At 71.7% G+C, this 12,841-nt stretch carries 11 protein-coding genes; 5 read left to right on the forward strand and 6 right to left on the reverse strand.

From position 1 onward, the window contains the following. Positions 1–141: 141 nt before the first annotated feature. The 4 genes from NOD94_RS20830 to NOD94_RS20845 form a co-directional block, all read right to left on the reverse strand. Positions 142–1,200 (reverse strand): putative sulfate exporter family transporter, encoded by a 1,059-nt coding sequence (locus NOD94_RS20830; RefSeq protein WP_281207516.1) that lies wholly within the window; start codon positions 1,198–1,200, stop codon positions 142–144. After that, positions 1,200–1,757, reverse strand: coding sequence for a cysteine dioxygenase family protein (locus NOD94_RS20835; protein ID WP_281207517.1), 558 nt, complete (start codon positions 1,755–1,757; stop codon positions 1,200–1,202). The genes NOD94_RS20830 and NOD94_RS20835 overlap by 1 nt, the downstream gene beginning before the upstream one ends. 99 nt (positions 1,758–1,856) lie before the next feature. Then, entirely contained in the window at positions 1,857–2,762 is a 906-nt protein-coding gene (locus NOD94_RS20840; RefSeq protein ID WP_281207518.1) for a LysR family transcriptional regulator, read from the reverse strand. Positions 2,763–2,879: 117 nt separating this feature from the next. Beyond that, positions 2,880–4,433, reverse strand: coding sequence for a trypsin-like peptidase domain-containing protein (locus tag NOD94_RS20845; protein ID WP_281207519.1), 1,554 nt, complete (start codon positions 4,431–4,433; stop codon positions 2,880–2,882). A gap of 266 nt (positions 4,434–4,699) precedes the next feature. Between NOD94_RS20845 and NOD94_RS20850 the strand changes: the two genes are divergently transcribed. From NOD94_RS20850 to NOD94_RS20860, 3 genes are all read left to right on the forward strand, one after another. Continuing rightward, entirely contained in the window at positions 4,700–5,500 is an 801-nt protein-coding gene (locus NOD94_RS20850; RefSeq protein ID WP_281207520.1) for a glycerophosphodiester phosphodiesterase, read from the forward strand. Between the two features lie 85 nt (positions 5,501–5,585). Then, complete coding sequence (locus NOD94_RS20855) at positions 5,586–6,188, forward strand: ATP-binding protein (RefSeq protein ID WP_281207521.1); 603 nt, start codon at positions 5,586–5,588, stop codon at positions 6,186–6,188. 237 nt (positions 6,189–6,425) lie between these two features. Continuing rightward, positions 6,426–7,400, forward strand: coding sequence for a DUF5926 family protein (locus NOD94_RS20860; protein ID WP_281207522.1), 975 nt, complete (start codon positions 6,426–6,428; stop codon positions 7,398–7,400). 181 nt (positions 7,401–7,581) lie between these two features. Here NOD94_RS20860 and NOD94_RS20865 read toward each other — a convergent pair whose 3' ends face one another. Both NOD94_RS20865 and NOD94_RS20870 read right to left on the reverse strand, forming a co-directional pair. Continuing rightward, positions 7,582–8,169, reverse strand: a complete 588-nt coding sequence (locus NOD94_RS20865) for a hypothetical protein (protein WP_281207523.1) — start codon at positions 8,167–8,169, stop codon at positions 7,582–7,584. A gap of 152 nt (positions 8,170–8,321) precedes the next feature. Further along, complete coding sequence (locus NOD94_RS20870) at positions 8,322–9,041, reverse strand: bifunctional DNA primase/polymerase (protein WP_281207524.1); 720 nt, start codon at positions 9,039–9,041, stop codon at positions 8,322–8,324. 407 nt (positions 9,042–9,448) lie between these two features. Here NOD94_RS20870 and NOD94_RS20875 point away from each other — a divergent pair, with 407 nt between their 5' ends. Further along, positions 9,449–11,011 carry a PP2C family protein-serine/threonine phosphatase gene (locus NOD94_RS20875; RefSeq protein ID WP_281207525.1) on the forward strand — a complete coding sequence of 521 codons (1,563 nt, stop codon included), beginning with the start codon at positions 9,449–9,451 and terminating at the stop codon, positions 11,009–11,011. Between the two features lie 143 nt (positions 11,012–11,154). Further along, positions 11,155–12,621 carry an aminopeptidase P family protein gene (locus NOD94_RS20880; RefSeq protein WP_281207526.1) on the forward strand — a complete coding sequence of 489 codons (1,467 nt, stop codon included), beginning with the start codon at positions 11,155–11,157 and terminating at the stop codon, positions 12,619–12,621. Positions 12,622–12,841: the final 220 nt, after the last annotated feature.

Below are 12,841 nucleotides of genomic sequence, written 5' to 3' on the forward strand. Positions count from 1 at the left end.
GTGCCGATCGACTGTGCTGCCGTGCGATGGCCGGGGCAGCGTCGCACGGAGGTCGCGAGAAGTCAGCGGGCAGTCTGAACGTTCGGTCGGTTCCGGCCATGAAATGGCCAACTCCGCTCGCTGCCCCGCCTCATGGTCGACTCATACGGTGAGCAGGACCCCCACGTACGAGACTCCCGCCACCATCACCCACGCCCCCAGCCCCAACACAGCCGCGCGCCCGCCCGTCTTGGCCAGCGTCGGCAGGTGCACCGCGCTGCCGAGGCCGAACAGGGCGGCTGCCAGGAGCGCCTCCTGGGCCGTGTGCGCCCACTCCAGCGCCGCGTCGGGCAGCAGGCCCGTGGCGCGCACGGCGGCCGCGGCCAGGAACCCGGCCACGAACAGCGGTACCGGGGCGGGCCTGCGCCCCGACGGCGTGCGCACTCCGCGTCGGCGGGCCCGTAGCGAGAGGGCCACCGCAGCCACCAGCGGGGCCAGCAGGGCCACCCGCATCAGCTTGACCAGGACGGCCTCGCCGAGCGCGCCGGGGCTCGCCGTCTGCGCGGTCGCCACGACCTGCCCGACGTCGTGGACGCTCGCGCCCACCCAGCGTCCGAAGGCCGGGTCGGAGAGCCCCAACGGGCCTTGGAGCAGCGGGAGAACGGCGATGGCGAGGGTTCCGCAGAGGGTGACGAGGGCCACGGAGGAGGCGACGTCCTCCTCGTCGCTGCCGGAGACCTGGCTGACCGCGCCGATCGCCGAGGCGCCGCAGATCGAGTAGCCGGTGGCGATCAGCAGGGGTTGGTCGCCGGGGAGTCCGAGGCGGCGACCCAGCCACAGAGTGCCGAGGAAGGTGGCGACGACGACGCCGGTCACCATCAATACGGTCGCCCAGCCCAGCCTGACCACCTGGTCGAGGCCCAGGCCCAGGCCGAGCAGGACGATGCCGATCCGCATCAGTCGCCGGCCCGCCAGGGACAGACCGGGGCGGGCGGGGCCCCGTACGACGGTCCGCAGGCCGGGGAGGTGGGCGACGGCGATGCCGAGCACGACGGCGGCGGTGAGCATCGGCACCGCCGGGACCAGCAGGTGCACGCCCCAGGCCACCAGAGCGCCTGCGGCGGCCAGGATCAACCCCGGCCAGGAGCTCGGCGTTTCACGTGAAACATCGAGCAGCCGCACCCGCTCCGGCCGGTGCGGGGTGCGGTTCAGCAGTGCCATCAGTCCACCGGCTCCGGGTAGACCCGACGGACACTGCTGCCCAGGCGGGCCACGTCGGCGCCGTAGACGTGCAAGGAGATCGCCGTCGTACGACAGGAGTTGCGCACCTTGTGGATGTCGCCGGGCGGGGCGAAGCCGCACACGTCGCCCTGTCCGTTGACCACCTGTTCGGTCGCCACCAGGCGCGCGGGCTCCGTCGGGGACGCCGCCGGGGCCAGCCGGTAGCGGATCTCGCTCTCCGTGCCCTCGTGCACCCCGGCGACGCACCAGGAGACGTGGTCGTGGATGGAGGTTTCCTGGCCGGGCAGCCACACCAGGGCGACCGCCGAGAAGCTGCCGTCCGGTTCGGTGTGCAGGATGTGCTGCCGGTAGCGGTCGGGGTGTCCTTCGCGCTGTCCCTCGGTGAGCAGGTCGGGGGTGCCCAGGTGCGGGGCGAGCCGCTCTCCGACCAGGTAGGCGGTCAGGTCGGGGGCCAGGCCCCGGTCCACGACCTTGCGTATCTCACTGACGAGGGCGGCCATCCTCGCTGTCGTTCGGGCCGGCGTGGTGGTGGTCATACGAGCAGCGTCCGCCCGGCCGTCCATCACGTCCAACACCAGTTCTGCCCTGAAAACCCAAGCTCCGCTTATGGGTCGGGCAGGTTCGGTTCCGTCGGATCAGCAGCCGACGCGGTTCGACGCGGCCTGCTTCAGCGCGTCCAGCACCACGGCCGTCGCCGGGATCCGCAAGTGGTCCCGGTACACGTACGCGGCGATGTGGCGGCGGGCCGCCGGCTGGAGCACGCGTCCGCAGACCCGGTTGAGCGAGAGCGAGGGCAGGACCAGCGCGGGCATCATCGCCACGCCCAGGCCCTGCGCGACGAGGCTCTGGACCACGAGGTTGTCATCGGTCGCGAACCGTATGTCGGGGACGAACCCCAGCTCCGCGCATTCGTGCAGCAGGTTCGCCTGACAGCGCGGGCAGCCGGCGATCCACCGTTCCTCGGCGAGGTCGCCCAGGTGCACCGCCCGGCGGCGGGCCAGCGGGTGCCCGGTCGGAAGCAGCACCGTCAGCTGGTCCTCCAGCAGCCTGACCTCGGCGACGTCCTCGGGCACCTCCTCGTGCAGGCCCGGATAGGTGAAGGCCAGCGTGATGTCGCACTCGCCGCGCTGGAGCCGGCGCAGCGACTCGGGCGGTTCCCCTTCGAGCAGTTCGACCTGTACGCCGGGATGTTCCTTGGCGAGTTGGCTGAGGGCTTCCGGGACGAGGGTGGCGTTGGCGCTGGGAAAGCCGCAGACCCGTACGCGGCCGGTGCGCAGGCGCGTGTAGGCCTTCAGCTGGGCCTCGGCGGCCGAGAGGCTTCCCAGGATGGACTCGGCGTGGCGGGCCAGGGATTCGCCGGCCTCGGTGAGTTTCATCTTCCGGCCGACGCGGGTGAACAGCGGTGTGCCGACGGCGCGTTCGAGCGCCTTCATCTGCTGGGTGATCGCCGGCTGGGTGTACCCCAGGACGCGCGCGGCCGCCGAGTAGGACCCCGCGGTGACCACTTCATGGAATGTCCGTATGTGCCGTGAATCGAACACGACCGAAGCATAAGCGGATGTTGGGAGGGGCCGTAAGCGGAATCCCGCCCACGGCCCCTCCCATCAAGCCTGTTTCATCGCCCCGTTGACCCGAGGTCCACCGGCTTGATCAGCCCGCTACTTGTCGCCGACGCGCGAGCCGAGCGTGATGTCGACCGTGGTGGGCTTGCCGTCGCGCTGGTAGGTGAGCTTCACCGTGTCGCCGGGCTTGTACGTCCAGATCATGCTGATCAGCGTCGGCCCGCTGTCGACCGGCTTGCCGCCGAACTCGGTGATGAGGTCGCCGGGCTTGAGGCCCGCCTTGCCGGCCGGGCCGTTCGGGTCGACCAGCTCGTTGGCGGGGGCACCCTGTTCGGAGACCTTCGCGCCGTCGGCCTTCGCCTGGAGGTCGACGGAGACCGAGATCACCGGGTAGACCGGCTTGCCCGTCTTGATCAGCGACTGGGCGACGTTCTTGGCCTGGTTGATCGGGATGGCGAAGCCGAGGCCGATCGAACCGGCCTGGCCGCCGCCGAAGCCGCCGTTGCCGGCGGACTGGATCGCCGAGTTGATGCCGATCACCGCGCCGCGGCCGTCGAGCAGCGGACCGCCGGAGTTGCCGGGGTTGATCGAGGCGTCCGTCTGCAGGGCGCTCATGTACGAGTTCTTGCTGCCGGAGCCGTCGCCGGAGGCCACGGGGCGGTTCTTGGCGCTGACGATGCCGGTGGTGACCGTGTTCGACAGGCCGAACGGTGCGCCGATCGCGATGGTCGCGTCGCCGACGGCCACCTTGTCCGAGTCTCCGAGCGCGAGCGGCTTGAGGCCGGCCGGCGGGTTCTTCAGCTTGAGGACGGCCACGTCGTAACCCTGGGCCCGGCCGATCACCTCGGCCTCGTACTTCTTGCCGTCGGAGAAGGTCGCGGAGACCTTGCCGCCGTTGGCCGCGGAGGCGACCACGTGGTTGTTGGTGAGGATGTGGCCCTGCTGGTCGTAGACGAAGCCGGTGCCGGTGCCGCCCTCGCCGTCCCCCGCAGAGGCCGAGGCCTCGATGGTGACGACGCTGGGCAGCGACGCGGCGGCGAGTCCGGCGATCGAGCCGGAGTCCCGCTTGAGGTCCTTGGGGGTGCTCGCGGTGATCGTCGTCGAGCCGGAGCCGCCCTCGCTCCGGTCGGCGGCCCAGTACCCGATGCCACCGCCGACACCGCCGGCGAGCAGGGCAGCCACGAGCACGCCCGCGATCAGGCCGCCCTTGCCCTTGGGCTTGGGGGGAGGGGTGCCGTCGGTGCCGAGCGGTGCGCCCCAGGTACCGCCGCCGTGGCCGCCGGCCCCGTACGCGGGAACCGCGGGCGGGGGAGGCGGCCAGCCCTCGGCGCCGTACGCGGCCGCGGGGGCCGGCTGCCCGTAGGGCGGCGCCTGGGCGTAGCCCTGGGCCGGAGCGGCCGGAGCGGCCGGGTCCACGGGAGCGGGCGGGGCCGGCGGGGCGTGGTCCGGGGCCTGCGGCGGCGCCGGCGGCGCGGTCGGCGGAAGCTGCTGGGTCTGCTCGACGCCCGGGGCCGGAGCCGGCGCGGCCGGGGTCCCGGGAATCCGGTCGGCCGGAGCCGCGTCGGGCGTGGAAGCGGCCACCGGCACGGGAGGTGCGGACGGGGCCGCGGGGGGCGTCGGGGCCGCGGTGCCCTCGTTCTCGGTGCTCACAGCGCTCTCTCCTCGTCACACACGGCTTACACACGGCTTATACGGCTGGCACAGCTACTGGAAATATCTGGCGATATCGACCCGACCTCGGTCCGACTAAACGTTCGACGCGCCGCGCAAGTTCCAGGGTGAAGCTTTTCCCATGACCCGTCAGAGCACTGTAAGCCGGACCTGTGCGTCTCCCCCATCCTTTATCCCCGACATTTCGGGCGCATCCCCAGGACTCGCCCCGACGCGCGGGTGCGCCACGATGGCACCATGACCGGGTGACCCACGCAACGCCGCGCCCCATCCAGGTCGTCGCCCACCGCGGCGCCTCGGAGGATGCCCCCGAGCACACCCTGGCCGCCTACCGGAAGGCCATCGAGGACGGCGCCGACGCCCTCGAATGCGACATCCGGCTGACCGCCGACGGCCATCTGGTCCTGGTCCACGACCGCCGGGTGAACCGTACGTCGAACGGTCGCGGCGCCGTCTCGGCCCTGGAGCTGGCCGACCTCACCGGCCTCGACTTCGGATCCTGGAAGGACCGCGAGGAGTCCCCCGACTGGGACGCCGACCCCGAGCGCACCTCCGTCCTCACCCTGGAGAGGCTGCTGGAGCTGGTGTCCGACGCCGGCCGGCCGGTCCAGCTGGCGATCGAGACGAAGCACCCGACCCGCTGGGCCGGACAGGTGGAGGAGCGCCTCCTCTTCCTGCTCAAGCGCTTCGGCCTGGACGCCCCGCCCGCCGACGGCCCCCACCCGGTCCGGGTCATGAGCTTCTCCGCCCGCTCCCTGCACCGGGTGCGCTCCGCCGCCCCGACCATCCCGACCGTGTACCTGATGCAGTTCATCTCGCCCCGGATGCGCGACGGCCGACTGCCCGCCGGGGTCCGGATCGCCGGACCCGGCATGCGGATCGTGCGCAGCCACCCCGGCTTCATCCGCAAGCTCCAGACCGCGGGGCACTCCGTTCACGTATGGACCGTGAACGAACCCGAAGACGTTCAGCTGTGCGCCGACCTGGGCGTGGAAGCGATCATCACGAACAGGCCCCGTCAGGTTCTGTCACAACTGGGGCGCTGACGTCCGTATTTGCGCACCCGTCACAGGCGACCCGCCCGTGACAGGGTGTGCTCCGGCGCATCCGCTCCGCGATCGGTGGTCATGAATGCGTCAGAGGACCCGGTTGTGGCGGTTTCCGGTCCAGGCCATTGGGGCATCCAGATCATGGCGTGGGGCTAAGGAGGTACCGGGGGTGGCGTTGGTGATGGCACAGGAAGTGCCCACGTCTTCGTGCATGGACGTGTCCCATGGTCCTGCGGGCGTGGGCAAGGCGAGACACCGCATGCGCGAACAACTTCGCATCAGCGGCCTGTCCGAATCGGTCGTGGACGATGCCGTACTGATCCTTTCCGAACTGCTCAGCAATGCCTGCCGACACGGCCGGCCCCTGGGCTCTCGGGAGATCGGCGACGGGGAGATACGCGCCGCGTGGCGCGTCGACAAAGCGGGACGACTGACGGTCGAGGTCACGGACGGCGGCGGTCCCACCCGCCCGGTTCCGGCCACGCCCTCGGTCACCGCGCGGGGCGGCCGCGGGCTGAACATCATCAGCGCCCTGGCCCAGGACTGGGGCGTCCGGGACGGGGCGGCGGGCGAGGTCACCGTGTGGGTGATCGTTGCCCGTGGGGCGCGCCACGACGATTTCGCTACGCGCGTCACTGCCCCGGCGATCGGCTTCGCGTCGGCCTTCGAAGATCTGGATCCGTGACGGGATCCCACGCACGGGACCGCACCCACCAACCGACTAGCGACCGACTACCAACCGACCGCATCGTCCGCCCCATCCGCATCGATCCCCGTAGTACCGGATCATCCGCGCGGGCGGCCGTCCGGGAGCGCACGCCGACCGTGCTCCCGGCCGCACCCCACCGGTTCCGGCGGTACGAACGGCTAGGCTCGCGACCAGAGAGACCCGCCGTACCGCCGCAACCGGGAGACACCCACGATGGCCAAGAAGCGCCCCGCCGCGAAGACCGCGAAGCCGCAGCTCAACAACGGGGAAATCCCGGTGGTGGGCGCGCGCGAGCCCTGTCCCTGCGGATCCGGTCGCCGCTACAAGGCCTGCCACGGCGCGGCCGCCGCGCACGCCGTCACCGAGCACGTGCAGCGTCCCTTCGAGGGCCTGCCGGGCGAATGCGACTGGGTGGCGCTGCGCGAGCTCGTACCCGCCGCCACGATCCCGCTGACCCTCAAGGACGGACTGCCCGAGGGCGTCCCGTCCGTCACGCTGGTGACCGTGCTGCCCATGGCGTGGCCGGCCCTGCGCCGCGAGGACGGCTCCGTCCTGCTCGGCCTGCAGAACGACTCGACCACCGGTGACCTGGCCCGCGATATGGCCGACACCCTGGAGCGCGCGCTCGTGGCGGAACCGGGAACGCCGGTTCCGGCCCGTCGAGTTCCGGCCGAGGGCACCCGCCTGCAGGATCTGCTGGACCTGGACGGCGTTTTCGAGCCGGTTGTGCACAGCGGCTTCGAATTCTGGATTCCGGAGTCGGAAAGCGCCCAGACGTCCTCCCCCGAGATCGCCGCCTCGCTGGAACGCGCCAACGCGGCCGCCATCCCGACGGTCAAGCTGGAGGGCGTCGACGCGGCCTACTGGTGCGAGACGCCGGACAAGAACCACCTGCGCTGGGTCATGCCGCACCCCGAGGAGAAGCTGCTCGACGCGCTGGCGCGACTGCACGCCGCGGGTACCTCCTCGCTCGGCGAGGGCACCAAACTCGTGGGTTCCTTCCGCGCGCACGGCCTCGTCGTCCCTGTCTGGGACCTGCCCACCGGGGTCTCCGCCGACGACGTGGAGAAGCCGGCGGCCGAGTTCGCGGAGCGGCTCGCCGCGGCCCTGTCCACGGACGCCCCGCTCACCGCCGAGGAACGCCGCGCACGCGGTGGTCTCACGAACCGCCAGGTGACGCTCAGCTGACGCCGGCCGGCGTGCGGGAGCCGTGACGGCGGCGGCAACTCCCTCTAATCGCCTGCAAATCGGTGTCTGAATATCAGAGATCGAATTTGCGAACAGGCGATCTCTTGTTACCGTTCTTGTAGCCCGGTCGCTGGTGCATCCCCCGTCGCCAGCGACCGGGCCCTTCCATTTCAGGCTGCGGTCAACCGTCGCCCGGCTCCGGTGAGTTGCTCCCGGACCGCAGGAGCAGCTGCCCTTCCTCATCCGGAACTGCAAATTCCGCTACAGCCGAGTAGTCGATCGGCTTTCCCGCGGACTCCTCCTGGGGCGTCTCGCACAAACCCGGTTCGTCCCCCGCCCCGACGACGCAGCGGATCTGCACCGTGCGTCCCTCGGGCCCCATGACGGTCAGCACGGCGTCCAGGGTCCGCCCACTGGTGTTGCGGTAGTAGCTGCGCCCCCAGGTCTGCCCCCCGCTCTCCAGGACACAGGTCTGCGCCTCCACCCCGTGCGGGGAGGAGAGTTCCGGACCGCACCGGGTGTCCGTACGGGGCCGCACGTCCGGCCCGGGTTGCGACGGGAGGACCTCGCGCTCGGCCGACCGTGCCGCGCCGGGGGTACCGGGCGCCACCGGCGTACGGGAAGGGCCGGAAAGGCCGAGCGAGGAGAGCAAACCCCCGCCTTTTCCGTCATCCTCACCGGCGAAATCCGGCCCGGCGATCGCCCCGGCGAGGGGAAGCGACAAGATGACCAGCACACCGGCGCCGATACCGATCAGGCGGAGATTCATTCGCCGAAGATAGCGACGCCGGAAAGGGCCCCGGAGATCCCCGCGCCCAATTCCCTTGGAAACCGGCCCTGCTGGCACCCGTACGAGTGATGCGGCCGCCACCGGGATCTCCCGGCGCTTCCCCGCACGTTCCCTTCCCGGGTCCGCCGCGCTCAGTAGGCGAGCCGGCTGCCACCACCCGGGGCGCCGCTGCTCGCCTCCACGAGCGCGTCCACGACCGCCTCGACGTCCGGCAACCACAAGCCGCCTTCACCCGTCGCCGGTTCGCGTTCCCAGCAGACCTGCCCACCCCCCGAGGCGGTGGAGGGCGGCAGCAGCAAGTACCCGCCCTCGCCGTGGAAACGCAACGAGGCGGGCACGTGGTCCTTGGCGTACAGGAGTTCGCCGAGCCGCTCCAGCGAGTACGGCGCCACCAGCAACGCCCACCGGGTCGGCGTGGCGACGATCGGCCCGAGGCGCATGCCCTGCGCGTCCAGTCGTACGACGGCAAGCGCGGCGGCGGCGGCCGGCAGGCTCACCGCGCACGGCGCGGTGCCGCCGGTGGCCAGCAGCAGCGGGGCACTGGGCCGCTTGGCCCACCACCAGGCCACCATTTTGGGGTCGGTGGTGGCGGCGAGCAGTCCGGGGTCGAAGGGATGCGCGCCGGGCACCACGCAGTCGGGGTCGGGGCAGGCGCAGCGCGCACTGTCCGCGCCGGCCCGGCCCACGCCCGGGAGTACGGGCCACCGCAGGAGCGTGGCGCACCTGAGCGCCTCGTCGAGCGGGGACCGACCCGCGGCTTCGGCGGCCGCCGAAGCGGCGCGGGAGGCGGCGCGCGGGGTCTTCCACCGGTCGCGGAGCCGCTGGAGACGCCTTCCGAGGATCTCGCGCATGAGCGCTCGTTCCTTTCCGTTGAACGCCGAGGGGCCACATCACACCATGTGAGCGGTGTTTCACCACACGTACACGTTTCGCGTCACTGTCCACCGGAAGCGGGTTCACACGGTCCGTGCGGTTTTCTTACGGGTCCATCAAACGTCCGGCGGGGGCGGAGAGCGACCCGCACCGGTGTCGAGACCGGCTGCCGCCGCTAAGGACGACGGCACGTGCCGGGCGGTTCCCGGCGGTGCCGGGAGGCGTCAACTGACCCTGGGCACTACCGATTACGTACCCGAAGCCGCTACGACGCCCGCCCAGTCGATCGCAAAAACCGTCCGCTTCCAGCTTTTTCCGGCCAAGTTTTAGCCCTGGCCGGACAGTGAGTTGTCGTCCCTCGGACACCAGGATTCCCGCTGGCGCCATGCTGGACATCGCTCCTCGTGTGCGTGTAGATGTAAATCCATCGATGGCGGCGCAGCACGATCTGGGGGTTTGCGATGCTATATGGCGAATCGCACCAGGTGGAAAGGCGGACGCCATGAGCGCCCCGCATCTGCCGAAAGTGGCTGGAATCGATCCAGCAGTTACAGCGTCAGCGCAGACTCCGGCGCCCACGCCCGCTTCCACGCCCGTACGCACCACCCCCGCCCAGGCCGCCCAGCCTGCCGCGAGCAGCGTCATCCAGGACCGGCTGGCGGGCATGGTCTCCGACCTCACCACCCTCCACGAACTCACCGAGCGCCTCGCCCGGGCCCGGGACCTCGACTCCTCCCTGCGGGAGTTCCTACGGGCCGGAGCCGCCCTGGTCGGCGCGCGTCGCGGCCTGGTCGTCCTGGAACCCTCCGACGGGCTCGGCCCCACCACCACGATCGGCCTCGGCCTGGGACGCGCGGACCTCGGCCACATCGAGACGGTGCCGCGCAGCGCCACCTCCTACGGCCGCATCCTCGACGGGCTCCCGGACGCCCACGGCGGCTCCGAGGTGCTCCCCGAACCCGGCGCCGCGCCGGCGGCCACCGGGGCCGGCGGCCAAGAACCCACCGTCGACCCCCGCCACCGCGAGGTCGCGGCCCGGCTCGGCTACGCGGCCAGCTACGCGCTGCCGCTGACCGCCGACGCCACCGGCCGGCTCGGCGCGGCCGTCTGGCTCTACGACGAACAGGCCGAACCCAACGAGCGGCAGCGCGACCTCGCCGGGCTCTACGTCCGGCACGCCGCCGAGCACCTGGCGCGGATGGTCGAGGTGGAGCGCTCCCGCACCCGGCTGGCCACCGTCACCGAGGAACTGCTGCCCAGCCGGCTGCCCCGGATCGCCGGGGTACAGCTCGCCGCCCGGCACCACACCGGACCGCGCGGCGGCGGCGACTGGTACGACGCCCTCCCGCTGCCCGAGGGCGCCATGGGACTGGCCGTCGGATCCGTCACGGGCTCCGGGCCGAGCGCCGTCGCCGCGATGGGACGGCTGCGGGCCTCGCTGCGCGCGTACGCCGTCATGGAGGGCGAGGACCCCGTCGCCGTCCTGTCCGACCTCGAACTACTGCTCCGCCTGACCGAGCCCGCCCGCTCGGCGACCGCGCTCTTCGCGTACTGCGAGCCAGCCGCGCGGAAGGTCATCCTGGCCGGGGCCGGGCACACCCCGCCCCTGCTGATCGGCGAGCGTCGCACCGAGTACGTGGAGACCACGCTCTCCGCGCCGCTGGGGATGCTCGCCTGCTGGGAGGCACCGAGCGTGGAGATCGAGCCCGCTTCGGGAGAAACGGTGCTGCTCTACACCGACGGCCTGCTGCGGCGCACCGGCGACGCCATGGACCGGGCGTACGCCCGGCTGCACGCGGCGGCCGCGGGGGTTCCCCGTAGCGCCCGGGACGACCCGGGGGCCATCTGCGACCACATCCTGCGGACCGTGCTGCCCGGGGAGGACCCGGCCGCGCCCGCGGCGAACCCGGACGAGGACGTGGTGCTGCTCGCCGTCCGGTTCGACTGAGACGGGGGAGCGCGCAGGTCGCGGAAGGCGATCGTCCGGTTTGACTGATATGTCACAGGTCCCTCCGGGCGCCTTCTCTTCGCACATACGATGGATGAGGTCCATACCCGGTACCTGCATGTCGTAGCAGCTGAGGAGAAGACGTGGCTGACGAGCTCACCCCGGAGACCCCGGAAGAAGAGCAGCCCCAGAAGAAGCACAAGCAGCGCAAGAACGGGCTGTACCCGGGCGTCAGCGAAGAACTCGCGGAGAGCATGCGCACCGGCTGGGCCGACACCGAACTCCGCGGCCTGGAGCCCATCGCCCAGGCGGCGCACACGGCCGAGCGCCGTGCCGCGCTGTCCGCGCGCTTCCCCGGAGACCGCCTCGTCATCGCGGCCGGCCGGCTGAAGACCCGCTCGAACGACACCGAGTACCCGTTCCGCGCCTCGACCGAGTACGCGTACCTCACCGGTGACCAGACCGAGAACGGCGTCCTGGTCCTGGAGCCCGCGGGCGCGACCGGGCACACCGCCACGATCTACCTGCTGCCCCGCTCCAACCGTGAGAACGGCGAGTTCTGGCTCTCCGGCCAGGGCGAACTGTGGGTCGGCCGACGTCACTCCCTCACCGAGGCCGAGCAGCTCCTGGGCATCCCCGCCAAGGACGTCCGCGAGCTCGCCGAGGCCCTCGCCGAGGCGGAGGGCCCGGTCCGCAACGTCCGGGGCCACGACTCCGTCGTCGAGACCGCCCTCACCGACAAGGTGACCAAGGAGCTCGACGAGGAACTGCGCGTCTACCTCTCCGAGGCCCGTGCCGTGAAGGACGCCTTCGAGATCGGCGAGCTCCAGAAGGCCGTCGACTCCACCGTCCGCGGCTTCGAGGACGTCGTGAAGGTCCTCGACAAGGCCGAGGCCACGTCCGAGCGCTACATCGAGGGCACCTTCTTCCTGCGCGCCCGCGTCGAGGGCAACGACGTCGGCTACGGCTCCATCTGCGCCGCCGGCCCGCACGCCTGCACCCTGCACTGGGTCCGCAACGACGGCGACGTCCGCTCCGGCGACCTGCTGCTCCTCGACGCCGGTGTGGAGACCCACTCCCTCTACACCGCCGACGTCACGCGCACCCTGCCCATCAGCGGCAGCTACACCGACATCCAGCGCAAGATCTACGACGCGGTGTACGAGTCCCAGGAAGCCGGCATCGCCGCCGTCAAGCCGGGCGCCAAGTTCCGCGACTTCCACGACGCCTCGCAGCACGTGCTCGCCGAGAAGCTCGTCGAGTGGGGCCTGCTGGAAGGACCCGTCGAGCGCGTCCTGGAGCTCGGCCTGCAGCGCCGCTGGACCCTGCACGGCACCGGCCACATGCTCGGCATGGACGTCCACGACTGCGCCGCCGCGCGCACCGAGGCGTACGTCGACGGCACGCTGGAGCCGGGCATGTGCCTGACCGTCGAGCCGGGCCTGTACTTCCAGGCCGACGACCTGACCGTGCCCGAGGAGTACCGGGGCATCGGTGTCCGGATCGAGGACGACATCCTCGTCACCGAGGACGGCAACCGGAACCTGTCGGCCGGCCTGCCGCGCACCTCGGACGACGTCGAGGCGTGGATGGCTCGCCTCAAGGGCTGAGCCCGGGGCTCAAAGGGACGACAACCAACAGCCGACAGCCGGTACCCGCGCTGCGGCGTGCGGTTTGCGGCCTGTGGTTTGGGCCTGTGATTTTGGCCTGTGGATTGCGGTCGGGGGGGGGGGGGCGCCCAACCCGGCCCCCCCCCCCCCCCCCCCCCCCGTACCCCCCCCCCCCGGGCCGGGTGGGCGGGGGGGCCGGGGGGGGGGGCGTGGGTGCCTG

It is taken from the genome of Streptomyces sp. Isolate_45 (assembly GCF_024721315.2).
In the GTDB taxonomy this organism is placed as follows: Bacteria; Actinomycetota; Actinomycetes; order Streptomycetales; family Streptomycetaceae; genus Streptomyces.